The 26,118-nt window shown below is 68.3% G+C and carries 30 protein-coding genes; 14 read left to right on the top strand and 16 right to left on the bottom strand.

Annotated elements, in window-relative coordinates:
- Positions 1 to 147 precede the first annotated feature (147 nt).
- Both ACRSBM_RS25745 and pcaB read left to right on the top strand, forming a co-directional pair.
- Positions 148 to 1,590 carry an NAD-dependent succinate-semialdehyde dehydrogenase gene (locus tag ACRSBM_RS25745; protein ID WP_434446835.1) on the top strand — a complete coding sequence of 481 codons (1,443 nt, stop codon included), beginning with the start codon at positions 148 to 150 and terminating at the stop codon, positions 1,588 to 1,590.
- Positions 1,590 to 2,945 carry a 3-carboxy-cis,cis-muconate cycloisomerase gene (pcaB, locus tag ACRSBM_RS25740; protein ID WP_434446833.1) on the top strand — a complete coding sequence of 452 codons (1,356 nt, stop codon included), beginning with the start codon at positions 1,590 to 1,592 and terminating at the stop codon, positions 2,943 to 2,945. The genes ACRSBM_RS25745 and pcaB overlap by 1 nt, the downstream gene beginning before the upstream one ends.
- A 4-nt stretch (positions 2,946 to 2,949) precedes the next feature.
- On the opposite strand, the gene ACRSBM_RS25735 is transcribed toward pcaB, so the two are convergent.
- From ACRSBM_RS25735 to ACRSBM_RS25715, 5 genes are all read right to left on the bottom strand, one after another.
- Positions 2,950 to 3,807: a helix-turn-helix transcriptional regulator gene (locus ACRSBM_RS25735; RefSeq protein ID WP_434446831.1), complete on the bottom strand. Its 858-nt coding sequence runs from the start codon at positions 3,805 to 3,807 to the stop codon at positions 2,950 to 2,952.
- A gap of 116 nt (positions 3,808 to 3,923) precedes the next feature.
- Positions 3,924 to 4,370 carry a hypothetical protein gene (locus ACRSBM_RS25730; protein ID WP_434446829.1) on the bottom strand — a complete coding sequence of 149 codons (447 nt, stop codon included), beginning with the start codon at positions 4,368 to 4,370 and terminating at the stop codon, positions 3,924 to 3,926.
- 366 nt (positions 4,371 to 4,736) lie between these two features.
- Positions 4,737 to 5,174: a PPOX class F420-dependent oxidoreductase gene (locus ACRSBM_RS25725; protein ID WP_434453217.1), complete on the bottom strand. Its 438-nt coding sequence runs from the start codon at positions 5,172 to 5,174 to the stop codon at positions 4,737 to 4,739.
- Positions 5,175 to 5,259: 85 nt separating this feature from the next.
- The gene (locus ACRSBM_RS25720; protein WP_434446827.1) at positions 5,260 to 5,571 is read right to left on the bottom strand and encodes a winged helix-turn-helix domain-containing protein; all 312 of its coding nucleotides are present in this window, start codon (positions 5,569 to 5,571) and stop codon (positions 5,260 to 5,262) included.
- Entirely contained in the window at positions 5,568 to 6,050 is a 483-nt protein-coding gene (locus ACRSBM_RS25715; RefSeq protein ID WP_434446825.1) for a hypothetical protein, read from the bottom strand. Before ACRSBM_RS25715 ends, ACRSBM_RS25720 begins: the two co-directional genes overlap by 4 nt.
- 98 nt (positions 6,051 to 6,148) lie before the next feature.
- Between ACRSBM_RS25715 and ACRSBM_RS25710 the strand changes: the two genes are divergently transcribed.
- The 4 genes from ACRSBM_RS25710 to ACRSBM_RS25695 all read left to right on the top strand — a co-directional run bounded on the left by ACRSBM_RS25710 (position 6,149) and on the right by ACRSBM_RS25695 (position 8,049).
- Complete coding sequence (locus ACRSBM_RS25710; RefSeq protein WP_434446823.1) at positions 6,149 to 6,547, top strand: hypothetical protein; 399 nt, start codon at positions 6,149 to 6,151, stop codon at positions 6,545 to 6,547.
- Positions 6,548 to 6,667: 120 nt separating this feature from the next.
- Positions 6,668 to 7,150: a hypothetical protein gene (locus tag ACRSBM_RS25705; RefSeq protein ID WP_434446822.1), complete on the top strand. Its 483-nt coding sequence runs from the start codon at positions 6,668 to 6,670 to the stop codon at positions 7,148 to 7,150.
- A 135-nt stretch (positions 7,151 to 7,285) separates the two neighbouring features.
- Positions 7,286 to 7,543, top strand: coding sequence for a helix-turn-helix domain-containing protein (locus ACRSBM_RS25700; protein ID WP_434446820.1), 258 nt, complete (start codon positions 7,286 to 7,288; stop codon positions 7,541 to 7,543).
- 317 nt (positions 7,544 to 7,860) lie between these two features.
- A complete protein-coding gene (locus ACRSBM_RS25695; RefSeq protein ID WP_434446818.1) occupies positions 7,861 to 8,049 on the top strand; it encodes a hypothetical protein in 189 nt (62 codons plus the stop codon).
- A 137-nt stretch (positions 8,050 to 8,186) separates the two neighbouring features.
- On the opposite strand, the gene ACRSBM_RS25690 is transcribed toward ACRSBM_RS25695, so the two are convergent.
- Entirely contained in the window at positions 8,187 to 11,192 is a 3,006-nt protein-coding gene (locus ACRSBM_RS25690) for an AfsR/SARP family transcriptional regulator (protein WP_434446816.1), read from the bottom strand.
- Between the two features lie 70 nt (positions 11,193 to 11,262).
- The gene (locus ACRSBM_RS25685) at positions 11,263 to 11,808 is read right to left on the bottom strand and encodes a M15 family metallopeptidase (RefSeq protein ID WP_434453215.1); all 546 of its coding nucleotides are present in this window, start codon (positions 11,806 to 11,808) and stop codon (positions 11,263 to 11,265) included.
- Positions 11,809 to 12,136: 328 nt separating this feature from the next.
- Between ACRSBM_RS25685 and ACRSBM_RS25680 the strand changes: the two genes are divergently transcribed.
- Entirely contained in the window at positions 12,137 to 13,210 is a 1,074-nt protein-coding gene (locus ACRSBM_RS25680; protein WP_434446814.1) for a CHAP domain-containing protein, read from the top strand.
- A gap of 182 nt (positions 13,211 to 13,392) precedes the next feature.
- Here ACRSBM_RS25680 and ACRSBM_RS25675 read toward each other — a convergent pair whose 3' ends face one another.
- A complete protein-coding gene (locus ACRSBM_RS25675) occupies positions 13,393 to 14,151 on the bottom strand; it encodes an ABC transporter permease (RefSeq protein WP_434446812.1) in 759 nt (252 codons plus the stop codon).
- Positions 14,148 to 15,080: an ABC transporter ATP-binding protein gene (locus ACRSBM_RS25670; protein WP_434446810.1), complete on the bottom strand. Its 933-nt coding sequence runs from the start codon at positions 15,078 to 15,080 to the stop codon at positions 14,148 to 14,150. The genes ACRSBM_RS25675 and ACRSBM_RS25670 overlap by 4 nt, the downstream gene beginning before the upstream one ends.
- A 66-nt stretch (positions 15,081 to 15,146) precedes the next feature.
- On the opposite strand from ACRSBM_RS25670, the gene ACRSBM_RS25665 reads away from it, so the two are divergent.
- The 3 genes from ACRSBM_RS25665 to ACRSBM_RS25655 all read left to right on the top strand — a co-directional run bounded on the left by ACRSBM_RS25665 (position 15,147) and on the right by ACRSBM_RS25655 (position 17,315).
- Positions 15,147 to 15,779, top strand: a complete 633-nt coding sequence (locus ACRSBM_RS25665) for a TetR/AcrR family transcriptional regulator (protein ID WP_434446809.1) — start codon at positions 15,147 to 15,149, stop codon at positions 15,777 to 15,779.
- 184 nt (positions 15,780 to 15,963) lie between these two features.
- On the top strand, positions 15,964 to 16,224 hold the full coding sequence (locus ACRSBM_RS25660; protein ID WP_434446807.1) for a hypothetical protein: 261 nt from the start codon (positions 15,964 to 15,966) through the stop codon (positions 16,222 to 16,224).
- Complete coding sequence (locus ACRSBM_RS25655) at positions 16,221 to 17,315, top strand: winged helix DNA-binding domain-containing protein (protein WP_434446805.1); 1,095 nt, start codon at positions 16,221 to 16,223, stop codon at positions 17,313 to 17,315. Before ACRSBM_RS25660 ends, ACRSBM_RS25655 begins: the two co-directional genes overlap by 4 nt.
- A gap of 10 nt (positions 17,316 to 17,325) precedes the next feature.
- On the opposite strand, the gene ACRSBM_RS25650 is transcribed toward ACRSBM_RS25655, so the two are convergent.
- Positions 17,326 to 18,231 (bottom strand): DUF1963 domain-containing protein, encoded by a 906-nt coding sequence (locus ACRSBM_RS25650; protein ID WP_434446803.1) that lies wholly within the window; start codon positions 18,229 to 18,231, stop codon positions 17,326 to 17,328.
- A gap of 8 nt (positions 18,232 to 18,239) precedes the next feature.
- Between ACRSBM_RS25650 and ACRSBM_RS25645 the strand changes: the two genes are divergently transcribed.
- The gene (locus ACRSBM_RS25645; RefSeq protein WP_434446801.1) at positions 18,240 to 18,455 is read left to right on the top strand and encodes a fumarylacetoacetate hydrolase family protein; all 216 of its coding nucleotides are present in this window, start codon (positions 18,240 to 18,242) and stop codon (positions 18,453 to 18,455) included.
- 66 nt (positions 18,456 to 18,521) lie between these two features.
- Here the strand turns inward: ACRSBM_RS25645 and ACRSBM_RS25640 are convergent, their stop codons facing one another.
- Positions 18,522 to 19,073 (bottom strand): DUF5994 family protein, encoded by a 552-nt coding sequence (locus tag ACRSBM_RS25640; RefSeq protein ID WP_434446799.1) that lies wholly within the window; start codon positions 19,071 to 19,073, stop codon positions 18,522 to 18,524.
- A gap of 193 nt (positions 19,074 to 19,266) precedes the next feature.
- Here ACRSBM_RS25640 and ACRSBM_RS25635 point away from each other — a divergent pair, with 193 nt between their 5' ends.
- On the top strand, positions 19,267 to 19,545 hold the full coding sequence (locus tag ACRSBM_RS25635; protein ID WP_434446797.1) for a hypothetical protein: 279 nt from the start codon (positions 19,267 to 19,269) through the stop codon (positions 19,543 to 19,545).
- A gap of 174 nt (positions 19,546 to 19,719) precedes the next feature.
- Positions 19,720 to 20,172 (top strand): STAS domain-containing protein, encoded by a 453-nt coding sequence (locus ACRSBM_RS25630; RefSeq protein ID WP_434446795.1) that lies wholly within the window; start codon positions 19,720 to 19,722, stop codon positions 20,170 to 20,172.
- Positions 20,173 to 20,195: 23 nt separating this feature from the next.
- On the opposite strand, the gene ACRSBM_RS25625 is transcribed toward ACRSBM_RS25630, so the two are convergent.
- The 3 genes from ACRSBM_RS25625 to ACRSBM_RS25615 all read right to left on the bottom strand — a co-directional run bounded on the left by ACRSBM_RS25625 (position 20,196) and on the right by ACRSBM_RS25615 (position 22,922).
- A complete protein-coding gene (locus ACRSBM_RS25625) occupies positions 20,196 to 21,326 on the bottom strand; it encodes an AI-2E family transporter (RefSeq protein WP_434446793.1) in 1,131 nt (376 codons plus the stop codon).
- Between the two features lie 130 nt (positions 21,327 to 21,456).
- Positions 21,457 to 22,197: a GAF and ANTAR domain-containing protein gene (locus ACRSBM_RS25620; RefSeq protein ID WP_434446791.1), complete on the bottom strand. Its 741-nt coding sequence runs from the start codon at positions 22,195 to 22,197 to the stop codon at positions 21,457 to 21,459.
- Positions 22,194 to 22,922: a GAF and ANTAR domain-containing protein gene (locus tag ACRSBM_RS25615; RefSeq protein ID WP_434446789.1), complete on the bottom strand. Its 729-nt coding sequence runs from the start codon at positions 22,920 to 22,922 to the stop codon at positions 22,194 to 22,196. Before ACRSBM_RS25615 ends, ACRSBM_RS25620 begins: the two co-directional genes overlap by 4 nt.
- Positions 22,923 to 23,555: 633 nt before the next feature.
- Between ACRSBM_RS25615 and ACRSBM_RS25610 the strand changes: the two genes are divergently transcribed.
- Positions 23,556 to 23,861 carry a hypothetical protein gene (locus ACRSBM_RS25610; protein ID WP_434446787.1) on the top strand — a complete coding sequence of 102 codons (306 nt, stop codon included), beginning with the start codon at positions 23,556 to 23,558 and terminating at the stop codon, positions 23,859 to 23,861.
- A gap of 445 nt (positions 23,862 to 24,306) precedes the next feature.
- Here ACRSBM_RS25610 and ACRSBM_RS25605 read toward each other — a convergent pair whose 3' ends face one another.
- Both ACRSBM_RS25605 and ACRSBM_RS25600 read right to left on the bottom strand, forming a co-directional pair.
- Positions 24,307 to 24,786, bottom strand: coding sequence for an HPF/RaiA family ribosome-associated protein (locus ACRSBM_RS25605; RefSeq protein ID WP_434446785.1), 480 nt, complete (start codon positions 24,784 to 24,786; stop codon positions 24,307 to 24,309).
- Positions 24,787 to 25,091: 305 nt separating this feature from the next.
- Entirely contained in the window at positions 25,092 to 25,994 is a 903-nt protein-coding gene (locus ACRSBM_RS25600) for an acyl-CoA desaturase (protein WP_434453213.1), read from the bottom strand.
- Positions 25,995 to 26,118: the final 124 nt, after the last annotated feature.

Below are 26,118 nucleotides of genomic sequence, written 5' to 3'. Positions count from 1 at the left end.
CGCTCTCCACCACCGTCGCGCCCCTCCTCCCCTTTCCGGACGAGGGGCAGCGGCCAGCCGGTTCCGAACTCATGTCACCACGAACATCCGGGAAGAAGCGTGAGCACCGTGGTTGCCCCCTTGTCCGCATCCGATGTCGTCGGCCGCGTGGAGAAAGGCTTGCTCATCGCCGGCCGATGGCGTCGAGCAGCGGGCGGCGCGACGTTCGTGGTGGAGAACCCCGCCACGGGCCGGCCGCTGTGCGAGGTCGCCGACGGCACGCCCGCCGATGGCCTGGCCGCACTCGACGTCGCCAGTGCCGCGCGACGACGATGGGCGGCAGTGCCCCCGCGGCACCGCGGTGAGATCCTGCGCCGTGCACACGACCTGTTGATCGAGCGCATCGAGGAGTTCGCGCTCCTGATCACCCTCGAGATGGGCAAGTCGCTGGCCGAGTCGAGGTCCGAGGTCGTCTACGGAGCCGACTACCTGCGTTGGTTCGGGGAGGAGGCGGTCCGTGTCGACGGCACCTGGAAGGTCAGCGAGGACGGTTCGGCCCGTGTGCTGGTCATGCGGCAGCCAGTTGGGCCCTGCCTGCTGATCACACCGTGGAACGCACCGCTGGCGATGCCCGCGCGCAAGATCGGCCCGGCGATCGCGGCGGGCTGCACCATGATCGTCAAGCCGGCCGAGCAGACACCGCTGACGACAGCCGCTCTGGCCGCGGTGCTGATGGAGGCCGGGCTCCCCGACGGAGTTCTCAACGTCGTCACGACCTCGAATGCCGCGGCGGTGACTGAACCTCTGCTGCGGGACGGGCGGCTGCGCAAGGTGTCCTTCACCGGCTCCACCCCGGTGGGGCGTCATCTGCTGGCTCAGGCGGCCACCACGGTCCTGCGCACCTCCATGGAACTCGGAGGCAACGCACCGTTCATCGTGTGCCAGGACGCGGACGTCGACGCTGCCGTGGACGGTGCGATGACCGCCAAACTCCGCAACGTCGGCGAGGCCTGCATCGCGGCCAACCGCTTCCACGTCCACGCTGACGTCACCGAGGAGTTCAGCCAGAAGCTAGTCGCACGAATGGAAGCGATCTCCGTAGGCGACGGCACGGACCCCGCGACGGACATGGGACCGATGATCGACGATCGGCAACGGAGTCGCGTGGCCGGCTTGGTCGAGGCGACGGTCGCCGCGGGCGGTCGCCTGCGCGCCGGGGGAGTGGTGCCCAATGGAGCAGGCTACTTCTATCCACCGACCGTGATCACCAACGTGCCTGTGGGTGCGCGGATCAGCCGGGAGGAGATCTTCGGTCCCGTCGCGGCGATCCGGACCTTCACCACGGAGACCGACGTGCTGCGCGAGGCGAACGACACCGAGTTCGGTCTCGTCAGCTACCTGTACACCCAGGACCTGGGCCGGGCCCTGCGCATGACCGAGGCGCTCGAGACCGGCATGGTCGGTCTCAACCGCGGCTACGTGTCCGATCCCAGCGCCCCGTTCGGTGGCATGAAACAGTCGGGAGCCGGCCGCGAGGGCGGCAACACCGGCACCGACGAGTACCTGGAGCAGAAGTACGTCGCTATCGACGCGGGTTCGGTGCGCGTCTGATGGCCGCCAGCACGGTCTTCGACTCGTTCCTGTTCCGCGACATGTTCGGAACACCGGAGATGCGCGCGGTCTTCACCGACCAGTCCTTTGTGGATGCGATAGTGCGAACCGAGGTCGCACTGGCGAGGGCGCAGGCGCGCGTCGGCGTCATCCCCCGGCACGCGGCGGAATCGATCGCCGCGTCCTGCGAAACGGCACAGCTCGACCGCGAGCGTCTGCGGCGTGACACCGGCAACGTCGGCTATCCGGTGCTGCCGATCGTCACCCAGCTCGCCGAGCAGTCCGGTGACGCGGGCGGTTACCTGCACTGGGGTGCCACCACCCAGGACATCATGGACACGGCGCTGGTCCTGCAGTGCTCCGATGCCCTCGCGCTCATCGAGTCGGAGGTCGATCGCCTGCGCGAGTACCTGCGACGCCTTGCCGCGCAACACATCGACACCGTCACCGCCGGCCGCACCCACCTCCAGCACGCGTTGCCCATCACCTTCGGCTATCGCGTGGCCGTGTGGCTCTCGGCGCTGGATCGCCACGCCGACCGGCTCGCCGCCGTGCGACAGCGGGACCTGATGGTGCAGTTCGGTGGTGCCGTGGGAACGCTCGCCTCACTCGGGCCGGGACCGGAGGGCCTGCGGGTGCGCGCGGAACTGGCCGCGGAGCTCGGTCTCCGCGACCCGGAGATCACCTGGCACGTCGCTCGCGACGGCCTCGTCGAGATGGTCGGCGTGCTCGCCGCGATCGGAGGCTCGGCCGGCAAGATCGGAGCTGACGTGGCCATGCTGTGCTCGACCGAGTTCGGAGAGCTGGCCGAGCCCTTCGCACCAGGCCGCGGCGCCAGTTCCACCATGCCGCAGAAGCGCAACCCGATCTCCAGTGAACTCATGGTCGCGGCCGCGAAACTGTTGCGGGACAAGGCAGCGGCGATGCTCGACGCGATGATGCAGGACTTCGAGCGCGCCACCGGGCCGTGGCACATCGAGTGGGCTGTCATCCCGGAGGCGTTCCTCCTGCTCTCCTCGTCGCTCGCCCAGGCTTCCCAGCTCATGGCCGGCCTGCGCGTGGACAAGGCCCGGATGCGTGCCAACCTCGACCTCACCAGCGGGCTCATCATGGCGGAGGCGGTGATGATGGCGCTCGCACCGGACCTCGGCCGCCAGCACGCTCACGAGCTCGTCTACGCCGCCTGCGGCCGGGTGATCGACACCGGTACCGATCTGGCCACCGAACTTCGAGCAAACCCGGTCGTCGTAACGACTCTCGGCATCGACCGGATCGACGAGCTCTGCGATCCCGCGACCTGCCTCGGCAGCGCCCAGGCGATGACCCGATCGGTCACCTGGTCGCCAGGCGCGTGATCGGTTACTGGTGGGCGCCAGGACCAGTGGCGGTCCAGCTGGCGAGAATGTCCATGGCTCGTCGTGACGGCGAGTCGGATTCGGTGGTGTAGACGTAAAGAGTCATGTCGGGGTCACCGGGCAGGAGGAACGATTCGTACTCGACGGTGACGTCCCCGATGAGCGAGTGACGCAGTCGCTTGGAGCCGTGGGTGCGCTGATGGACCCGGTGCTGCTCCCACCACTGATCGAATTCGCGGCTCTGTTCCCGCAGTTCGGCGACCAACGCGATCGTTGCCGCGTCGTGAGGGTCGCGACCGACCTCGAAGCGCAGGCTTTCCACCGCGGCACGGGCCTGGTCCTGCCAGTCCACGAACAAGGCGCGGGCGTCTTCGTCCAGGAACATCCACCGCGCGTAGTTGCGCTGCTTCGGCGGAATCTTGTCGAAGTCGCCGAACAACGCCTTGGCCATCCGGTTGGCGGCAAGGACATCGGTGCGGCGGCCGAGCACGAGCGCGGGCTCGCCGTCGAGTGCGTCGATGAGCTGGTAGAGACCGGGACGTACCCGCTGCACACCGCGCGCCCGCCGCGTCGGTGCGGTGGGCAGTCCGATCAGGTCTTCGAGATGGGCCCGCCCCGCGTCGTCGAGCTGGAGCGCGCGGCCGATCGCCTGGACCACCGCCGGGGAAGGGTTGATGCGCCTGCCCTGCTCGAGCCGGGCGTAGTAGTCGGCGGAGACGCCGGCGAGCAGTGCGACTTCCTCACGCCGCAGACCTTTTACCCGGCGGACCCTGCTATCCGCCGGCAGGCCTGCTCGCGACGGGTCCACCTGGCTGCGCGCCCGACGCAGGAAATCGGCGAGTTCGCGGTTGTTGTCTGCCATGCAAGTCATTGTCCCGCGGAACTTCTGATCCTGAGTGGACCTCTGAGTCCTACGTTGCCGAGTCCCACGCGCAGGTGCCGGCCTCAGATCGTGCCGGTTTCCGTGCCGGGCTGGACCTACTCGTCCGACTGGATGATCATCAGCTGGAACGTCGTCGATGGCGACTCGCGCCCGCACGTCTGCAACATGTGCCAGGCGAGGTTGCCGGGGCCGTGGTCGGCCTGGGGCAGTCGGTGCCTGCTGATCCCGAGGATGCCGTCCGGGCTCTCGTCGAGGATCTCCGGTGTGCCGACGAGCACCGCCAGTCCGAACGCCAGCACGTCGGCGCGCAGGTCGTCGTCCAAGCCGCTGGTGAGCCCGATCATGCACTTCGGCTCGCCGTTCTTGTCGGAGCCGAGGCCGACCAGGCCCGCGAGTCCCACGCTGCGTTCCGCGGGCACGTCGAACACGCGGATATCCGTCCCCATCGCCAGTGCCATCAGTCTGGCTACCGGGGTGGTGAGCAGAGGGTCGTTGATGGGGGCGTCGCCCTTGTCCGCGGGGGCGTCCGTGCGCTCACACATGATGCGTCAGATCGTATTGCGGAAGGACTAGGGACGGCCAGCCGCGCGGTGTCACCCGTGTGTGGGTTGTACTCCTTGCTGACCGGGTGCGCGTTGCGGCGCTTTTGCGGACTGATCCGGTTCTGCCCCGGTTACGACCTGTCCCATCGTTGCATTCCGTGCCCGTGCGCTGAACTGGGGCGACCAGCGAAGTCGTCGTTGCGGCGTCCGCCACACGAACCCGACCGTCGGTAGCCGCTCGCACCACGCCTGGGGATCTGAGGGGATGCGTCGGCACCGATGCTGACGTACCTCGACGAGCACGGACCTGGGTCGGTTTTCATCCGAACGGGTTCACCTGAATGCCGCAGTCCGGGTGCTGACATCTCAGGATGACGGCAGAACTCCACGCCGGAAGGGCTCGACTCCGACAACGTGGCGAACCCGTGTCGGCTCGACAAGAATCTTGACGCGCCGCTCTCCCGGAATCCGCCATTCGAAACGATCGGTCCCGACGTACTTTTTCGCCAGCCGGTCCATGCAGCGGTCCGCCTCAGCGCCCTCGACGAACTCGACGGCCCGGCCTCGAATCACGACCCGGTCGTACGGGTTGTCCGTGTCGACGCACGACAGCGAGACTCGCGGATCACGGCGCAGGTTCCCTTCTTTCACGCGACCGACAGCGGTGTTGAAGACGATGTAGTCGCCTTCGGCGTCGATCCACATGGGCGACACGTGCGGTGAACCATCCTCGTTCACCGTGGCCAGGTGCCAGAAGTTCGGCGCCGCGATCCACGTCCGAACCTGTTCGCTCAATGCAGTCACACGGCCCTCCGGCGAAGTCGCGGTCAGAACGACGATTGTCGCGCAGGCGCTGTGCCTGCCGAGACCGGCGAGCGTGTGGTGTTCGTCAGCGGGGCAGAACCGAGGCGCCGGCGCGGGCCACGATCTCCTGCAGGGCGGCGACGTGCTGCTCGAACGCGGCACGCCCGACACTGTTGAGTCGTGCCGAGGTACGCGGCCGTTTGCCGACGAACCCCTTGCGGATCTCGATGTATCCGGCTTCTTCCAGGGTGGTCAACTGTTTGGACAGCGCCGAGTCCGACAGCCCGACGCTGTCACGGATGAACTTGAACTCCGCCCATTCGGTGGCCGCGAGCAGCGCCACGATGGACAACCGGGTCGAAGCGTGGATGAGCTCGTCGAACTTTGGCTTGATCATCGGCGACCCTCAGAGCCGTTGGCCAGCATGATCCGCCGCAGAAACCGCATCAGCTGCGGCCCGCCGACGACCATGACGACGCCACCCAGAAGCGTGCCGCAGGTCGCCGGATAGGCGATCCCGTTGGCGTCCAGCGCGAACGCGGTCGGCAGGGAGACCGCCAGGACCGCCGCCACGAAGCCGAGGATCGCGAGGACGCCAACTGGGCTGATGAGATCGTTGCGCGGCTGAGCCCGCCGCAGGGCACCGGACAGGACCCAGCCGGTCGCGGCCAGGATGCCGATCACGAAACCGCCGGTACCGAGGCCGATCGCGAGTGGCTGACGCGAGTCGATCGCCGCCGCGAGGCCCACCTGCAACGCGGCGACAGCCCACCAGTACCGCCAGGGGATGATCGCCAGCTCGATCACTTGTTCCCGGCGCTGTTCGATCTCGGCCAGTGCTTGAACCGCGTCGCCGGGTCGTAAGCCGTCTGCCATGGTGCCCTCCCCGCTAGTACTTTCCTGCCGGGAAAGTATCACTGAGCTTTCCTGGCAGGCAAGTAGTTTCCGGAACCGCACAGGCGGCGATCTCAAGGGTGTGGTGGCTGTGGGGCAAGCCGGTGCGGCGAGGCATCGTCACGGTCTGTTCGATCAAGAAAGGTTCGCATCGCTGGCACGTCGCTACGTGGGGCGCGCTGTCCACGACGGTCGCGGCAGAACACTGCCGGCGGATGCTGCGGATCCGGTTGCTTGCCCGTGCGGGTGTCATCGCCCTCGTCATCTCAGTCGGTCTGGTGACCGCCCGTCGCAGGTCGCGGACGTGGTTGTGCCCCAGCCAGAAGAACCCGGTCGCGCCGCCACGAGGAAGAATCATCTCGGTCATCGATGAATCTGCTCTCGCGAATAATGGATTCAGGAAGACGTTCCTGGACGATGTGCGAATCGGTGGCTATGCTACCGATCTCCTCCCGGGCCGCCGCGATCGGTCTGGTTGATCGGTCGCACGACGGTTTCGTCGTCGGAACGGCATACCTCTCGACAGGGCGATCGAGTGGTATACCTCGTCAAGGTCGGCCGGACCTCTGGAAGGAAATCGTCCCGTAGGGGAGAAAGTCGTGATCGTGGACCGATTGAATGGTCTGGTCGAGCACCTTCGGGTGCTAGGGCGTCCTGTGGTCGGCCTGCTTCGGCAAGGCACCACTCCTGCTGACCTTGACGAGGCGAGGATTCAGCCGCAGGACGTGTGGGACTGGTTCGGCTGGTGGAACGGCGTGTTGGAGGTGGCCGGCAAGTCTCAGGACGAGATCAGCGTGATTCCTGGATACTGGCCGGTCTCGTTGGCGGAGGCTCTCCGGATGAAACCGTCATACCAAGAGGATTCAGAGCTCGGGGACACATGGATCCCGCTTCTGGTCTCGGGCGGTGGAGATATTTACGCGGCCGTGTGGAAAGGGGAAGAACGGCCTGCGTCGCAGGTGTGCTCATCGGCGAGCCGGCCGACACAGAGTTTCCGAACATCGAATCCATGCTGGAAGTTTTCTCGGTCTGCTTCGCGCGCGGTGCTTATTTCGTTGGATCCGGCGGCTATCTGGAAGTAGACCCGTCCCGCTATGGCGAAATCTATGCTGAGTGCATAGGTGACGCGCTCTGAGATATTGCATGGGTTGTAGTGAAACACGCCGCTGGAATTTCGAATGTCCGTTCGAGCGCGGAAGTCGCCGAGCGACTGAACGGTGACGTCGCAGGTTGCTCTACAGACGGGTGGTCTGGCCGCGCTGGTCGGCCGTCCGCCGATGGCCTACTTGACGTGGTGGCGCCTGATCCTGGCCGTCGGCCTCTTCCGGGATACCGCCGACACCCTGGCGGGCATTGCCGGCCGGGTCGGCTACAGCTCTCCGTACGCGCTCTCGCACGCCTTCGAGATGGAGTTCGGCACTACTTCTGGGCGGTATCGGGTGGCGGCGGCGGGCCGGTCCGGCTTCCCGGCGTGACGCTTCGTCAAGACGCGTCTTGCGGCTTGTCGCGCAGCGTTGGGTGCCGAACCTGCTGGCGCCCGTATTGGTTTGCGAGCCTTCGGGCTCACTAACGGCCCGTGCGTTCACGACTCGGCGTTCCCCGCACGTGACCCGAGGCCCTGAACACCCGGGCGCCGGAGAAACGGCCGTGCCGCCTACGCGGATTCACGCTCGTGTGGGCATCGCGTGCCCTCCGACGTCGCCAATTACAGCGATCCTGGTCATGGCCCACCCCTCCCCGTCACATGTGCACCACCCTACGGAACGGCGGTGCCACCAAAGATCAGGCCGCGGTGACCGCGCTGATCAAGGACGCCGGCACGATCGCCGGCGACGTGCACCCGATCGGTGCCAAGGACGACGTGGTGGTGCTCAGCGCCGAACTGCCCGGCGACCCGCTGGGCGACCAGGCCCAGGACGCGGTGACCGCGCTGCGCGCCGACATCGAGGGCGAGTACACGCTGGGAGTCAGCACACCCTGATCGGCCACCGTCCAGGCCCGCGACGAGGCCGGCGATTTCTCGTCGGCGTCGTCGCGCGGCTGGGAGGACCGAACCCATGTGCCGCAGTGGAAACAGGACGACCGATCACCCAAGCCCGCCGGCGCTCGATGCCCTGGCTAGTGGCTCGCCGGGTGCTCGGTGTACTCCCGTGACCCGCGGGCGTGGAACACGGCTCGCGCGCGGGCGAACGCCGCGTCGGCCGCTTCGGTTTCGCCACGCGCGCGGTGCAGCAGCGAGAGGTCGTACTCGGTGCGGGCCTTCCAGAGCGAGGTCTCCATGGTGTCCCAGATCGAGATCGCGCCGTCGAGGTAGTCCTGCGCGAGGTCCAGGCGTCCGTCCGCCAGGTGCAGCTGGCCCAGGACGCGGAGGGTGGCGGCCTGGCCCCATCGGTCGTCGTTGTCGTGCGCGGTGGCCAGCGCCGCTTCGAGGCGCGGCAGCGCTTCGGCGCTCTGGCCCAGCCGCAGCTGCGTCTTGGCGTGCGCGCGCACGGCGTAGGAGTGCATGAGATCGTCGCCGAGTTCGGCGAAAATCGCTACTGCGTCGGCACAAGCGGCCAGCGCCTCGTCGTACGCGCCGAGCGCTCGGTGGTAGAGACCGATGCTGCGCAGTGACAGGGCGACGCCCCGCCGGCTGCCGGTCCGGTGGTACGCGGCCAGTGACTCCGTCAGGTCCGCGTGCGCCGCGGCGTAGTCACCCTGTTCGAGGTAGACCGAACCCCTGATCCGCAGCACGTGCCCGATGCCGGCCTGATCGTCGAGCGCCTGCACCAAGGTGGCCGCCTGGCTCAGGAAGTGGACAGCTTCGGTGAGGTAGCCCGGCTCCCGGCACGCGGTCCCCATCCCGGTGAGCGCGGCGGCCTGTCCGCGTACGTCGTGGAGGTTGCGGCAGCGGCTCAGGACCTCGCCGAAGAGCTGGCGCGCCTCGGCGTACCGGTCCTGGGCGTAGCGCAGGCGCGCGAGCTGGGCCAGCATCTCCGCCTCGGTGGCGGGGGAGCCGGTGTGCGGTGCCGCCGCCATCGCGACGCCGATGATCCGATCACGGAACTCGAACCGGTTGGTCACGGGCTCGATCGAGCTGTGCGCCGAGACGAAGTCGCAGACCTGCTGGTGCAGGCCGGTGGCGGCGGCCCGCTCGACCGCGACCGCCAGAGCCGGCTCCTCGCCCTGGAGCCAGGCGTTGAGGTCGCCGGGCAGCCTGGCCGCCATCCCGGCGAAGTCGGTCGGTTCCCCGGCGGCCGGACGCCAGGAGGTCTCCGCCGGCGGGATGTTCACCGCCGTCCGGCCCAGCAGGCCGATCCAGCCTTCCAGGACTCGGGCGATCGAGCCGGTCAACGCGGTGGGCTCGTCGGCCTCGGCACGCTCGCGGGCGTAGAGCCGGACCAGGTCGTGGAGCCGGTAGCGCAGGACGCCCGCCGCGTCGATGCCGGACAACGCGGCCAGTTGCGCGTCGACCAGAACCTCGAGAACCTTCTCCGCGTCCGCCTCGGAGGTCGCGAGCAGCCAGCTGACCACCCAGGTGGAGAAGTCCGGCAGGCCGAGGTGTCCCATCCGGCCGAGCGCCGTCCGTGCCCGCTCGTCCAGCGACTGGTAGCTCAGCGCGATGCTGCTGCGCACGGCGAGGTCACCGGCGGCGAGTTCGTTGAGGCGCTGGCGTTCGTCGGTGAGCCGGTCAGCGAGCACTTTCAACGGCAGTTGCCGGCGCGAGGCCAGGCGGGCACCGGCGATCCGCAGCGCCAGTGGCAGCCGCCCGCAGGCGTCGACGATCCGGGCCACCGAGTCCTCGTCGTCTGCCAGGCGGGTCTCGCCGACGATGTGCGCGAGCAGGTCGTAGGCCTCCTCCGGCGTCACCAGGTCCAGCTCGGTGAGGATCGCGCCCGCCAGCCCGGCCAGGCGGTCGCGCGAGGAGATGAGCACGGCACAGCCGGCGGCGCCCGGCAGCAGCGGTCGCACCTGTTCCTCGGACGCGGCGTCGTCGAGGACGACGAGGACCCGGCGGCCCGACAGCAGTGTCCGGTAGAGCTCCTGGCGTTCCTGCGCCGACTCGGGCAGCTGGCCGGCCTCGATCCCGAGCGCTCGCAGGAACCGGCCCAGGACCTCGCCGGGGCTCGCCGGCGCGTCGCTCATGCCGCGCAGCTCGGCGTACAGCTGACCGTCGGGGAACGACGCCGACGCCTGGTGCGCGGCGCGGACGGTCAGCGCGGACTTCCCGCACCCTCCCTGCCCGGTCACGACCTGCACCGCGGGTGCCTCGGCACACAGCCCGGCGGCCAGCGCCGCCAGTTCCCGGACCCTGCCGGTGAAGTCGGCGGGCGAGGCCGGCAACTGCGCGGGGACCATGGCCCACGCGGTCTGTCCCACCGGCGCCGCGCCCGCCGGGACCAGGTCCAGCGTGCCGCGCAGGATGGCGGAGTGGATCGAGCTGAGCTCCGCTCCCGGCTCCACGCCGAGTTCCTCGACCAGCGCCTCGCGTCCTTCCCGGTAGCACGCAAGGGCGTCGGCCTGCCGTCTGAGGCGGTACAGCGTGACCATCAGCTGCCCCCGCAGCCGCTCGTTCGCCGGATGTCGTGCCACGGCACGCGTGAGTTCGGCGAGGTGGTCGAACCGGCCGAGGCTCAGCTCGGCGGAGAAGCGCTCCTCCAGCACGGAGACGACCAGTTCGTCGAGACGCCTGGCCTCGCTGTGCAGGAGCGTGTCCTCCAGACCGGACAACGCCGGCCCGCGCGACAGGGCGATGGCCTCGCGCAGCAGGCGCGCGGCCGGATCGTAGCCGTGGGTCTGGCTTTCCTGCTTGGCCCGCGCCAGCAGGGCGGAGAGGTCGTCGGCGTCGACCCGCGCGCCGTCGAGGCGGATCAGGTAGCCCGGCGGCTTGGTGACGATCACGTCGTGGGCGCCGTGGTCGGCCAACGCCTTGCGCAGCTTGGAAACGTACGTCTGGATGATCGAACGGGCGCTGGTCGGCGGGTCGTCGCGCCACACCAGCTCGACGAGACGGCTCGCCGACACCACCCTCCCGCGTTCCAGCACCAGCGCGGCCAGCAGCACCTGCGGCTTGGCTCCGCCGAGCGGAACGGGTCTACCACCCATGACGGCCTCGACCGGGCCGAGCAGCCGGAACTCGAGCAAGACGTGACCTCCCCAGCGACGCCACTGAAGGTAGATCACATCGCCCGGCCGCGGCCGGCCTTCGGTCAGATCAGGGTGAAGCAGGCCCGTAGCAGGCAGACTGGGACCCCGTCACGTATGCCCAATAGCGGTCGCCGTAGGACCAGTGCCACCACTCGGCCGGATAGTTGACCAGCCCCGCCGCCCGCAACGCCGCCGCCAGGATCTCGCGGTTCCGGCGAGCGTCGGCCCCGATCGCCGGGTCCTCGGTGTGGCACCTTTCCGTTGCGGTGTCGCCGACGGCGGTTCCCAGGTCGAGCTCGACCTCGTCCATGGTGCACAGGCTCAGGTCGACAGCGGCCCCGGTGACGTGCGGTGAGCGGGTCCGGAGCTCCTCGGAGGACTCCGCCGGCGGCCGGTATCCCTCGACGATCAGCAGCCGCAGGCCCGCCGGCAGCAGCGTCTGCGCCGTGACCAGCCGGTCCACCACACCGATGCGCAACCGGGCGTACAGGCCTTCCTCGTCGGCGAGGCGGCTGTCGAGCCGGAGCGCGGCGACCGTGCGCAGGTCGGCCAGCGGCTCACCGCTCTCGCGCACCGGGATCGTCGCGACGGCGGGATCCGACAGGGACACCATGTCCAAGGCCTGCTCCTCCTGGCTCACCGGTCTTCAGACCGGGATCGGGCGATGATGCGGGCCGGCACTGGAATTTTTCTTTCAACGGGCCACAAGCGGCACCACCTCGACCCACGGCCCGGTCGTGTCACCGCCTGATCCTTGAGGCCGGCAGCCTCCGGAGACGGGGGTCTCGCCGTGGCGGTTAAAGGGTTCCTGAACCTTCTTGCAACCGCGCGGAACCACGGTGTGGGACATCGGCGGCCGACACCGGGTAGAGGAACGACCACCCTCTCGATCCGGTCGCCCGTCATCCGGTCGCGTTCACATCAGAGTTGAGGAGATTTCGATGCACAGGTCAGGAATCCGCCGGAGGGCGACCGCCGGCTGGCGACGGTCCGGTCGTGTCGTGCTGGTCGCCGCGCTGGCCATGGTGAGTGGCGCTGTCCTGGTGGCGCCCCCTGCGTCCGCCGCCGCGACACGACAGGAAATCGTCGACGTGGCCGTCGACGAGCTGGGCGGCACGGCGTGCAACCCGGGCTACTACAACAGCTGCGGCATGGCGTGGTGCGCGGAGTTCGCCCGTTGGGTGTGGGCGCAGGCCGGCGTGTCCGACCGGAGTGGTCTGGACGGCTGGGCGCAGTCGTTCAAGACGTACGGGACGAAGCGCGGACTGTACCACTCCCGCTCCAGCGGGTACAAGCCCCAGCCAGGTGACGCCATCGTGTTCGACTGGGACCACGTGTCCGGCGACGCGCACCCGATCGACCACGTCGCCATCGTGACGAGCGCCAGCAGCACCTACGTCAACACGATCGGCGGCAACCAGGGCAACCCGAGCAAGGTCAGCCGGGCCAGCTACTCGCGCACGAACTCGGACATCGACGGGTACATCTCACCCGCGGGCGTGGGTAGTGGCACGCCGGTCGAGGAGCCGAAGATCGGCCACAGCGTCACGGGCGACTCGTTCGCGGACCTGGTGGCCCGCAAGGCGGACGGCACGTTGTGGCTGTACGCCAACAACTTCGTCCGCGACAACGGCGACGCCTACAGCGAGGCTCGTCAGATCGGTAACGGCTGGGGCAACTTCAACGAGATCATCGGTGCTGATGTGACTGGTGATGGGTTTACTGATTTGGTGGCGCGTAAGGCGGATGGCACGTTGTGGCTGTATGCCAACAACTTCGTCCGCGATAACGGTGACGCCTACAGTGAGGCTCGTCAGATCGGTAACGGCTGGGGCAACTTCGACAAGGTCATCGGTGCTGATGTGACTGGTGATGGGTTTACTGATTTGGTGGCGCGTAAGGCGGATGGCACGTTGTGGCTGTATGCCAACAACTTCGTCCGCGACAATGGAGACGCCTACAGTGAGGCTCGTCAGATCGGTAACGGCTGGGGCAACTTCAACAAGATCCTCTGATCACCTGCCCTGAAGAAGTGACCGGCCTGGTCGGCGTTTCCGCGCCGACCAGGCCGGTTTCATGAGCCGTCACAGTGAGCCGACGAAGGCTTCGAGTGTGGCCCAGCACGGCCTGTCCAGGACGGCGAAGGACTTCGGTGCCGGGTATGTCAGTCACCATGTCGTCCTAGACGGTGCGGGTGTCAGACGTCCCTGGTGCGGAAGGAGACGTGGCCGGCGACGTTGACCGCCGCGGCACCGGCGACGAGGAGGAGCAGGCCGACCCCCGGCGCGACCGCGTCGTCGACCGGCACCACCGCGTACGAGGCCTGGCCGGCGGTGATCGGCCAGTACCGGCCGAAGAAGTCGCCCAGCGCGCCGGGCAGCCCAGGGGCGAGCGCGGGCACGAGGAGGAGGGCGCCGACGAGCACGGCGAGGCTGCCGGTGCTCGAGCGGGTCAGCACGCCGACGGCCATCCCGATGAGCGCGATGAGCGTGAGGTACAGCGTCGCTCCCACGAGCGCCCCGAAGACACCGGGATCGGTCAGTCCGGCGGCGGGAATCCCGGCGCCGCCGAGGGCCAGTTGCACGGCGGTGAAGCTGACGAACGTGGTGAGCAGGCCGGTGGCGAACGCGATCGCCGTCACGACGACGGCTTTCGCGATGAGCAGACGAGATCGCGACGGAACCACGGAGAGACTGCTGCCGATCATCCCGCTGGCGTACTCCGGGGTGACGCTGAAGGCGCCCAGCATCCCGATGACCAGCTGGGCGAAGAGGAACCCCTTCAGACTGAGGGCGGTCGGGTCCCAGCCGGGAGCCAGGCCGGATGGCGGTGCGGTGAGCAGGTCGGACACGCCGAGCACGCTCAGCGCGATACCGGAGGCGATGGTGCTGAAGGCGGTGATCCAGGTGCTGCGGACACTGCGCAGCTTTGTCCATTCGGAACGGACGATGTTCACGGCGTGTGGCTTTCGTACTCGGTGACGTGGTGGGTGAGCCTCAGGAAGACGTCCTCGAGGGACTCGCGGACCGCGGCGAGCTCGTCGAGAGCGATCCCCTCGGCCGCGGCGATCTTGCCGACGAGGGCCGGGTCGGCCCCGGTGACGACCAAGGCGCGGTCGGCGGTCTGCTCGAACGTGACGCCTGCCTGCCGCAGTGCCCGCCCGAGCTCCTCCAGTGCCGGTGCGGAGACCCGGACCGCCTGGGCGGCGTTCGCCCGCACCAGCTCGTCCATTGTGGACTCGGCGATGAGCCGGCCCTGGCCGACGACCACGAGGTGGTCCGCTGTCAGTTCCATCTCGGACATCAGGTGGCTGGAGAACAGGACCGTGCGTCCCTGGTCGGCCAGTCCGCGCATCAGCGTGCGCGCCCAGCGGATGCCCTCGGGGTCCAGGCCGTTGAGCGGCTCGTCGAACACCAGCACACCCGGATCGCCCAGCAGGGCGGCCGCGATGCCGAGGCGCTGGTTCATGCCCAGCGAGAACTCGCCGGCCTGCCGGGTGGCGGCGTCGGTCAGTCCGACGAGGTCCAGCACCTCCGCCACCCGCTTCCTGCCCAGGCCCGCCGGTTGGGCCAGGGCGAGGAGGTGGTCGGCCGCGGTGCGCCGGGGATGGACCGCACGGGCGTCCAGCAGAGCGCCGACCGTGCGGGCGGGATGCGCCAGGGCGGTGATGGGCCGGTCGCCGATCGTGATCGTTCCCTGGGTGGGCTTCACCAGGCCCAGCAGCATTCGCAGCGTCGTGCTCTTGCCGGCCCCGTTCGGCCCGAGGAAGCCGGTGACGGCTCCCGGTCGCGCGGTGAAGGTCAGGTCGGCGACGGCGACCTTCGTTCCGTAGCTCTTGGTCAAGGCGCGCGCCCGGATGTCCGTGGCGGTGTCAGTAGACGTCATCGCAGCTCCTCTCGGAAACCACACTACACGGTGTAGTTTTGTTTTCCTGAGAATACGATGTGAGCCATGGCGACGATCAAGGCGACAGCCCAGACTCCTGGGCGGCGGCAGCGGTCCGCGCGCAAGCAGGCCGCGATACTCGACGCGGCCGAGGCGCTCTTCGTCGCCGACGGGTACGAGCTCACCAGCGTCGACGCCATCGCCGCTCAGGCGCAGGTCTCCAAACGCACCGTCTACGACCACTTCGGCGACAAGCAGACCTTGTTCAGCGCCGTTCTCGAACGGGCCAACGAAGCCATGACGGCGCACGTTCGAGCGGCGATCGAGCAGGAGCTCACGTCCGGCCGTGATCTGCGCGAGGCGTTGACCGCGTTCGCGATGCGCGTGGTGACCGAGGCGTTCCCGTCCTCCGACTACGTCACGTTCCGGCGGCTGAGCGCGCAGGGGCTGTCCGCGCCTCGACTGGACCCGGCGGTGCGCGACAACCCGGAACGGATGCTCGAAGACCGGTTCGCGCATCTCGCCGAGACCGGCGCGATCCGGGCCGCCGAGCCGCAGCGCGCGGTGAAGCACTTCACCGCGCTGACGCTCCTCCTCGCGCTGGAAGCCCTCAAGGATGATCCGGAGTGCGCGTCCATCCCCGCGATCATCGCCGACGGCGTCGACGTTTTCCTTCGTGCCTATGGAGGACCGGAGTGATCGCTCTCGTCTCGCAGCCCGGCCGCCGGGCGTGACCGTTCTCCGTGCTCGGGATTTCTCCTTACGCCGGAAGTAGAGGACACACCCTGTCCGCTTGCCTTGCGACTGTTGTGCCGTGAGACAGCCAGTCCGGGTACGGAGCGACCGTGTCGGTCATGACCACCACACGACAGGACACATCACCATGAGGATGCGCACTCTCGGCCGCACCGGGATCCAGGTCAGCCCCTACTGCCTCGGCACGATGTTGTCCGGCCAGAACGGAAATCCCGGCCGGGCGCTGGACGCGGGAATCAACTTCGTCGACGTCTACGGTCCGCACGGCCTGCCCGAGGAGATCGTGGGTGCCGCACTCCGGGGGCGGCGCGCCGACGTCGTGCCGTCGACCAAGGTCAACGGTCCGATGGGCGACGGCCGCCGAGCGAGTGGCGGCCTGACCCGATGACCGTGCTGACCACCCGTGCGCTCAACCGGGCGACGCTCGCCCGGCAGTTGCTGCTCGAGCGCGCGGACCTTTTCGTGTACGACGCCGTCGCGCACTTGTGCGGCCTGCAGGCGCAGGAACCACAGGAACCGTTCGTCGGCCTCTGGTCACGACTGCCAGCCTTCGACCCGGCCAGGCTCGACGAGTTGCTGATCACGCGTCGCGTGGTGCGGACCCACCTCATGCGCCGCACGGTCCACCTCGTCACCGCCGACGACGCGCTGGCCTGGCGTGCCCGCCACGATTCCATGCTGCGCCAACGGGTTCTCGGCGTCTACCGCCGCGAGTTCGACGGGGTGAACCTCGACGAACTCGCGGCGGCGGCACGGGAGGTGCTGGGGGACGACCAGCCCCGCACGATGCCCGAACTGGGCCGGGCGCTCGCCGCGCGCTGGCCGTCCGCCGGAGCGCGGCCCCTGGGCGAGATGGCGATCGCCGCGCTCGTCCCGACGGTGCAGGTGCCACCGCGCGGGCTCTGGCGGCAGAAGGCGGGCGCGCGCACCGTGCCGCTCACCTCGTGGCTCGGGCGCGGTCTCGCCCCGCCGTCCCCGGCCGGCGCCGATCCGGTCGGAGAGGCGCTGGCACTGCGCTTCCTGGCCGCGTTCGGCCCCGCCGCGGTGGCCGACCTGCGCGCCTGGTGCGGCCTCGCCGGACTGCCCGGCGCGGTCGCCGCGATCCGCGAGAAGCTGGTCACCTTCCGAGACGAACGCGGCAGGGAACTGATCGACCTCCCCGACGCGCCGCGTCCCGATCCGGACACGCCCGCGCCGGTGCGGTTCCTGCCCGCGTTCGACAACGCGATCCTCGGCTACCACGACCGCGACCGGATCATCGACCACGCCCACCGCGGCCTGTCCGTCGCTGGCGAGCGCGTGGTGCTGGTCGACGGCCGGGTCTCCGCCACGTGGACCGCCGAGGCCGACACCGTCACCGTCGCCCCGCTACGACGCTTCTCCCGGGCCGAGCACGCCGCCGTAGCTGAGCAAGGCCAGGAACTGGCGGCGTTTCTCACCGACAACGCCAGCCGGCGGGTACGGATGGCAGAGTCGTGAACGCGCCCGCCTATTCGGTGAACATGGAGAACGAGCGCATCTTGTCGAAGCGCTTGGCGGCGAGATCATCGAAGCTGATCAGGAAGCATCCATAGTAGACCTCGCTTTCCGTGTGGAACTGGGCGAGCGAAACCCATTCCCGCGTCAACCGGTGCTCCTCCGCCTCGACCAGGCGGATGTTCTCCGACCGCGGGCGGTCGCGGGCTTCAGGCCGGTTCCTGATGCCGGCGGACGCCATCTGGTGCCAAGGGTCGTCCTGCCCGCCGATCGACTGGCAGTACCCGCCGATGCGGAGCGTGGACATCCAGTCGTGCTCCGCCCCGAGATCGTCGGCTACTTCGCACAGTTCGTCGAGGTGCTCCAGTTCGTCGAACCGCTGCCTCTCGATGTCCGACTCCCATTCGACCTCACGATCTTCACGGTCTTCGATCCATTCCGGCAGGGACGGCTCGACCCACGCGCAAAGCGGATACTCCGGGATGAGGAACGGGATCTCTTCGTGGTAGAAAACGGCGTCGGGCTCACACGGCAGTGTGGCCACCGCCGTCTCTGTGTCCGCGGGGACGTACAGGACCCGCGCGAACTTCTGCACGCCGTCGTTGAGGGGCTCCAGATGGTCATCCTCGTGGTGCAGGAAGAAGAGCAGCGTGCCGTCCGCGGGCAGGGGAAGCTTCTCGACCCGCGGAAGGGCCGCGCAGTCGATGGAGGCGATGAACGGCAGCGGGGACTCGCCGCCCGGCCACTCCATGCCCACCGGTAACCGGGGAACTCCTCCGTTCTGCCCGACAACCTTCTCGCCGGGGGCGGCGGAACCCAGCCAGATCGAGAATCGGAGGTACTCGGCGAACTTGTCGACCTCGTCGCTCGGGATGCCCCGATCGATCGCCGCCTTGCGGAACTGCTCGTAACGGTCCATGGTGCTAGATGATCTCAGGTCGAAATGGGAGCGCTCCCTCGGACCGGCGCTGGGCAACCCCGCCGCAGTTCTCGCTCGCCAGGTCGTTCCCTTGGCTTCGGTCCCTGTCCGCGATCTGCTCGTTGCCGCCAGAGGATCTGATCTTCAGCGGCACTCCAGCCTCGGCTACCTCAGCCCCTCAGCCTACGAAGGTTGAAGGAGGAGACCGTGTCTCAGTCCACTGAGGACTGATGCAGTCTGTGCCATCTCGAAGAGACCTCCATCCGGAACAGCGACTGGACGCTTCCGGGTCACCAGATGCGGCCACCTTCCGATTCCCAGCGGTCTTCGGCCGGCTCGGCCTGGCGGGCCCTGGGAATGAGCAGAGGGCTGAAGTGGTGGGTGTCCAGCGGCACGCCGTCGCCGGCCAGGATGTCCGCGACGTTCGCGGTCGAGTCGCGGTCGGCGGCCGATCGCAGCGCCGCGCGTGCCGGACCGGCCGGGATGCCGGGCGGCACGACGAGCAGGTTGACCCGCCGATGATCGGATCCGATCACCACGACGGTGTGCGGATCGATCGATCGGAAGCCTTCGAACCGAACCGTTCGACCGTCGACGGGTGCTTTCCGCGGCACTGTGCCCCAAGTGTCGAGGTGGTAGGAGAGACGGTTGACCGGTCCGACCCATGCGGCGAGCGCGGCGATCAGCGCGGGGAACTCGGCTGCCGGGTCGTCCGACCGCGGCCACCAGCCGCCGGCGACGGGCACGAGTGCCGCTCCTGCCGGTTTCATCCGCAAGCGCAGCGCGAGGTCGCGCCGGTCAGTCGGTGCTGTGCGGGTGGGACTGAGCTGAACCGAGGTCATCTCGGCGCTCCTGCCTCCGGTTCACCCGATGAGTGAGCGCCGGCAATTGCTCATGCACCTGAGGCGGCACCAACGACCGCGGTGCTCGTTCGCCTCCGGTGCCCTCAGCCTACGCCCAGAACCGCTACCTGGCGCCCTGCGTGTGCGACCGACCAGCACCCGGGCGCCCGCGATGATCGAACGTTGTCCGGACATGCGAGTACTGTTCCAGGGAAGTGCCCTGGACCCCGGCATGACGGCATCCGACCGAGGGGGCACTCGCATGGCACATTTCGATCAGCTTCCCGCTGTCGCGCCTGTCGCGGGGATCGCAGAACCCCATCAGAGCACGGTCGCCGCCATCCGGCGTGCTGCCGGGCTGGGCCTGTTCAGCGCGGCCGAGGCAGAACTGATGATCGACCGGATCCGTGCGCTCACGACCGGGTCCCCCGTGGAAGCCGTTCCGACCAGTCCTAACGGAACAGTCATCTGACTGTTGTGTCTGCGAACTTCTGGCCGCCGCCGAGTCTGCCGACGAGCATCCGGACCTTCGAGGAACCCCGGCTGGGGCTCCGTGTGCGTTCCACCATCCGCGCACGGCCCGGCTCCATCCGCGCCACCTGCAACCCGGGCAAGCTCGACATTGCCCCATCAAGGAGATGTCCCCATGGCGTCCCTCCTCCAACTCGAATCGACGGACGGTCCCGCACGCGCAGCGGCTGTCCAGCCGAATACCACGCCACGAGCCGAAGTCCTCGCTGTCACGGTGTGCCCGGCCCCGCCCGGTGCGGTCGTACTCGCCGTGCGCGGCGAGGTGGACATGGTCACGAGCCCGCTGCTGCGTGATCGTCTGCAGGAGCACTTGCGGCCCACTTGCCTGGACCTGGTCGTCGACCTCACCGAAGTGAGTTTCTTCGGAGCAGCCGGTCTCACCGACCTGGTCATTGCCAGGAGAACGGCACAGGAAGTCGGTGTCAGGCTGCGTCTCGTCGCGCGTACCCGCGTGGTGCTGCGGCCACTGACGATCACCGGCCTGGACGAGTTGTTCGACGTCTATCCCGACATCGCCCACGCCCGGACGCGTCTGCACTCGGAACCTGGTGTGTCGTCGCCGGCATGACCGGCATGGCGCCACCGTTCGCGCTACTGCTCATGGCGCTGGTCTGCACCGGTGTCCACCTGGTTTTCAGGCGTCGCGGCCGGCTTTGCCGCACCAGGTCCGGTGTCCGGCGCCACGCCGCGGTGGTGCCAGACGTCGCGCAGGACGACCTGGATGATGCCGGCGGCCGGGATGGCGAGCAGTGCGCCGAGTATTCCGGCGAGTTCGGTCGCCAGCAGCAACGCCACGAGCACGGTCAACGGGTTGAGCTTGACCGTCCTGGAGAAGATCACCGGTTGCAGCAGGTGGTTCTCCAGCTGCTGGTAGACGATGAAGAAGATGATCACGGTGATGGCCGCTGGCAGCGAGTGGATGAGTGCGGCGACGCCGGCGACCACCGCGCCGAGGGTGGCACCGATCAGGGGGATCAGATCGGCGATCGCGACGAAGACCGCGATCAGTTCCGCGAACGGCACTCCCAGGATCTTCAGCACGATGTAGGTGAGCACGCCGCAGATCACGCTGATGAGCAGGTTGCCGGAGATGTAGCCGGTGATGGTCTTCGCGCACTCGCGGCCGACCCGGTGGATGCGCTGCGCGCGGTGCGGCGGGAACAGCGCGAGCGTCCCGTCGATGACTTTGGGGCCTTGCAGCACCGCGAGGTAGGACAGGACGAAGATGGAGATGGTGGCGACGATTCCGGTGACCGCGCTGCGCAGCAGGTTCAGCGCCGGGGTGCCGAGTCCGGTGGCGAACTGCCGGATGCGCTCTTCGTTGTCACGGGCGAACTCCAGCGCGTTGGTGCGCTCCAGCAGGATGCCGACCGGGCCTCTGCCTCCGCGTGCGTCCGCGATCATGTCCGGCAACCGGGTCGCCAGCTGCGTGCCCTGCTCGGCCAGCGGTATGGCGAAGAGTGTGAGCACGCCGCCGAATGCCAGGAAGACCACGAGGAACACGACCAAGGTCGCCAGTGAGCGACGGCACCACCTGACGTGGTTCTGCAGCCAGTTGACCGCCGGGTAGAGCGCGACGGTGAAGACGAGGGCGATGAGCATCCACACGAGAACTCGCTGGACGTGCATCACGAACACCACGGCCACGACCGTGGCCAGGGTCAGCCCGATGGTCGCGAGAATGGTCCGCACGGGAACCTGGTAGGTGCGCTGTTGCGGCATCGCGCCAATCACTCCCGTTCCGGTCGTCAGCTGACCGTTCTCGGGCAACGCCGGCGTCAGTCCGGTTTCCGGCGCGCGAAGTGGCTCTCGGCACCGTCGAACTTACGCCGGTGGACTGTGCGGCGCCTCTCTACCGGGGTTTCTTGGTCCTCGTCAGTTCGGCGACCTCTGGTGATCGCGTGATCACCTGATGCGCGATGTCCGACAGCAGCTGGTTGCTGTCGCGGGCGTAGGTCCGCATCAGGGAGAACGCGTCGGCGACGCCGATCTGCAGGCGTTCGGTCAGGATGCCCTTGGCCTGTTCGATGACGATGCGGCTGTTGAGCGCGTTCTGCAGCTGTTCGGTGACCATCTCGCTGTGCCGGAGCGCACGAACCTGAAGGATGCTGATCGTCGCGACGTTGGCGAAGGACTGGGCCAGCTCGACGGCGTCCTCCGGGATGGCGCCGGGCGAGGCCCGGAACAGGTTCAGCGCGCCGACGACCTGTTCGCGCAGTCGCATCGGTACCGCGTGGACGGCGGAGAATCCCTGTTCGCGTGCCGCGAGCGTGAACCGGGGCCAGCGTTGCGGCTCCTGGGCCAGGTCGGCGCACGCCACCGGCTGCCCGGTGTGGAAGCAGTCCAGGCAGGGGCCTTCCTCGTCCTGCAGCTGGAACAGCTCCAGCATCCGGGCCTGCTCGGTGGACGCGGCCACCAGGTTCAGCGCGCCCCGCTGGTCGGCCAGCAGGATTCCGACGGCGTCGACCTCCAGCAGTTCGACGCAGCGTTCGGTCAGGGTGTGCAGGAAGTCGATGGCGTCGAACCGCAACACGAGCGTGTCCGCCAGCTCGACGAAGGTTCGAGCGATCCGCCGGTCCAACACGTGACTCACCTCTGATTCTCATGGTTGGTGTCCGGGGTGAATCTCAGTCTGCGCGCAACCACGTCCGCCGCCACCTCTGACAGACGGAGGCCGGTGAGGTACGCGTGGGCCCGCAACCGCAGGAACGCCTCACCGAGGTCGGTGTCCAGCTGCACCGACATCATGCCGGTGGCCTGGTGCACCACTCCCCACCGGCGCTCCGGCTCGGTGGCCCACAGGTCGGCGCCGTCCAGCGTTGCCGGTGTTGCCGACCGGCTGAGCAGCAGCGCGGTCGCGGTGTCCGCGAACAGCAGCGCGTCCGCGAGCTCGTCCGGCGACAACGGGCCGCCGACGTCCCGGCAGATCTCCAGCGCGCCCAGCGCGATCGCCCCGAGCGTCAGGGGAATCACGAACACCGCCGCGACCCCCGCCGCGACCGCGGCCGGGGCGAACACGGGCCAGCGGTTCGCACTCCACCCGTCCGCCAGGTCGGACGCGAACACCGGCTGGTTCTGTCGCATGGCCTCCGATACAGGCCCTTCCCCGACCGTTGTCTGCAACTCGGCCATCTCGTCGCCGGCGGTTCCTGCGACTTCGAGCGGTTGCACGGTGCCTACCAGGTAGATCGCGACACCGGCCGCGTTCAGGCACTTCCGGCAGGCGAGGCAAACGTGGCGGACACCGACGGGCTCCTGGTCGGCACCCGCGGTTTCGTTGATCACCAGGAGGATGTCGAGATGCCGATTCGTGCCCATGTCGGTCACTCCTCGCCATTGCGATCTCGTACGGACGAACCCTAGCCCTTCCCAACCACCGCAGGGTGGTGCTGGTCGAGCGCGGCAGCTCCGACGGCGGAACGTGTCAGCCTTGCCGCAGCAGCGGGCGGGCATACGCGGCGACGCGCCCAGCGAGCCCCCGCGCGCCGGCGTGCCGAGTGGTGGTGCTCCACGTGCTTGCCGAGCGGGGAATGCCGGATGCGCGCCGGGACAGGCATCCCCGCCTCGGCGGTAATCCAGCAGGCGGAAGGCGTGTGTGTCCGCCTCCAACCACTCCACGCGGAATCAGTCGCCGCCACGACCGGGCGGCTGGACGCGTCGCGCGAAATTGCGGCTCACCGGCAAGCCGAATCGAGATCTGCGATCCGGCAAACTGTGTGATTCACCGCCGTTTGCGCAGTACCTTTCTCGGCATTTGCTGGATCACGGAAGGTGCCCTCACCTGCAGTGAGTGACACTTAAAAGATCACGCCTCGCATTTGGTTGATCATATCCGATTTGGTGTAGGGTTGATTTTGCCGGGAACACCTCGTACCTGGGCGGTCAAGCTCACGTCGTACTCGGCGAAAAACTGAACCGGCCGTTTCTCCGGCCGGGGACGGGAGTCCCGGCATGATGTCGGCATCCCACCTTCCCATCGCCCCAACGGCCCGCCCGGTCTCCAAGCGGTCTCGGCAATCACCGCGTGCGTTGCTCGCCGAACTGGGCGACGTCCTCTGGCTGAGTTACTACCACCTCGTCGACCGCTGGCGCCGCAGTCAGCTCGACGGGTTCGTCGCACGGCCTGTGCGCACCATCGACCTGGCCACGTTGGACGGGCATCGCCTCACGCTGCCCGCGCGCCCGAACCGGGCCGAAGTGCACGTGCTGAGCCTGCCCGCACCCGTCCCGGCTCAGGCACCCCGACCGCTCGTCTGAGCCGTCCACGGTGGAGCGTCCACTTCCGCCGATCCGAAAGGCCCGCACCTGCGGTTTCCGAGATCATCTCGGCGCTCCCGCCTCCAGCCGAAACGGCCGGACTTCCTTGTGCGCCAAAGGCGGCACCAACGTGACCGCCGGTGCGACGACATGCCCTCGGTTACTCCGTTTCACGCCGCTGCGGTGACGACAGTCGCCCGTTCCGGCGTACTCAACTCAAGCCGGAAGCTGCCAGTCCGGCGGCCAGCAAGGCCGCACTCACCACCGCGCTGAAGAGTTCGGCTGACACCAGTCGCCGGCGCGCCCATCGGACGAACACCAGGTTCACCGCGGCGTGCGCGAAGGGAACCCACGCTAGTCCGCACTCACGCGTCCTGCACGACCCGTGGCCTCGCAGTCCATTGTGGACCACCAGAGGACAGGATCCGGCACGGAGAGCCGAGTTCTATTCGTCCTCAGGCAATCTCGGTACCAGCCGCAGCGCGCGGTTGGCGCGTGGATCAGTGCGCGTCTCGGCCACGTCGACCTGCCGAATCAGCTCGTTGCGGACCTCGCCCAGTGCCGCGGGCAGATCGCGTGCCGAGGACGTGGCGACGAGGTGCAGGCGAGGGCGGCAGTTGATCCAGCATTCCAGGATGACTCGCTGCTCGGCACCTTGACGGTCCTTCAGGCTGATTTCCAGGTCGATCTCGTTGTGGCGGAACGAGCGCAACCGCGAACCGAGCTTGCTCAGGCGTTTCGAGACCCAGCCGCGTTCGGATGCGAGGAATCCGGTGGCGAGGTGCAGGCGTTGGGCGACGATTGCCGCGCCTTCATGAGTGTCGGGCATGCGCTTGCCAGTCCTCTGTGGAGTTATGCGCTGCTGTTGCCGGGCGATGGCTTGCCGGTGTTCAGGCTGTCCTTCGCGGTGCCGGCACTGGTTCACGGAACAGGTTCGCGTAGGACCGTTTGTCGTCGGGGGAGCTGGGCTTCGCGCGTGAGTGGTGTTCTTCGGGATGGCTGAACAGTGGTTTCCGGCTTTCTTCGCGTCCTGTTCGTGCTGAAGCCGAAGTGGCTGCACGGCTTCTGGTGCTCGGGCTCCTCGGACCACCTGGCCGGGCGCGCGTTCTCGACGGCGCGAGGGTTGGGGGAGTGCGAGAACGCACCTGCCCCACGGACGGCAACCCTACACCTCATTCCTGGTCGCATGAACCCTCTGTGGTACTTCCCTTGTGGGACAAGCGAAGTTGGTCAGGATTCGGTGGCTTTGAGGTTGCGAGCCAGCCGGTCCGGCCTCGGCCAGCGGACGTCGGTGGCCCAGCCGAGCTTCTCGAAGGCCCAGATCAGCCGTGCGGAGATGTCGATCTGACCGCGGCGGACGCCGTGCCGGGCGCAGGTGGGGTCGGCGTGGTGGGAGTTGTGCCAGGACTCGCCCATCGACAGGATCGCGAGCGGCCAGAAGTTGGCGGACTTGTCGCGCGCGGTGAAGGGCCGGTCGCCGATCATGTGGCAGATCGAGTTGACCGACCAGGTGACGTGGTGCAGCAGGGCGACGCGAACGAGCCCGGCCCAGAAGAAGGCGGTGAGTGCGCCCCACCAGCTCCAGGTGATCAGGCCTCCGGCGAGTGCGGGTGCGAGCAGTGTCACGGCGGTCAGTGCGGGGAACAGGCGGTTGACGCGCTGGATGTCCGGGTCGGCGAGCAGGTCGGGGGCGAAGCGGGCGGCGTTGGTCTGCTCCCGGCGGAACATCCAGCCCATGTGGGCGTGCCAGAAGCCTTTGGCCAGTGCGCGGGCCGAGGTGCCGAAGAGCCACGGCGAGTGCGGGTCGCCCTCACGGTCGGCGTAGGCGTGGTGGCGGCGGTGGTCGGCGACCCAGCCGATGATCGGGCCCTGCATGGCCGTGCTGCCGATGACCGCGAGGGTGATCCGCAGCGCACGGGTGGCTTTGAAAGCACCGTGCGTGAAGTAGCGGTGGAATCCGATCGTCACGCCGAGACAGGTGAGGGTGTAGAAGAAGACCGCGAGGCCCACATCGACCCAGCCGAGGCCCCAGCCCCATGCCAGTGGCACCGCTGCGGCCAGTGCCAGCGCCGGTATCACGGCGAACAGCTTGACCAGGAACATCTCGGCCGGGGACTTCTCTCCGGCCAGCATGGGCTGCGGCGCGGCATCGACTCGGGGGACGTTTGATTCGACTTGCGTGCTCACGTTCGTACCTCCAGGAACGGCATACGTTCTCCGTCGCCGGGTCCGGGGCGATCGGTGTGGGATTTGGCGG

The organism is Lentzea xerophila, assembly GCF_051094245.1.
Classification (GTDB): Bacteria; Actinomycetota; Actinomycetes; order Mycobacteriales; family Pseudonocardiaceae; genus Lentzea; species Lentzea xerophila.
This window is presented reverse-complemented; position numbering and strand designations above follow the sequence as displayed.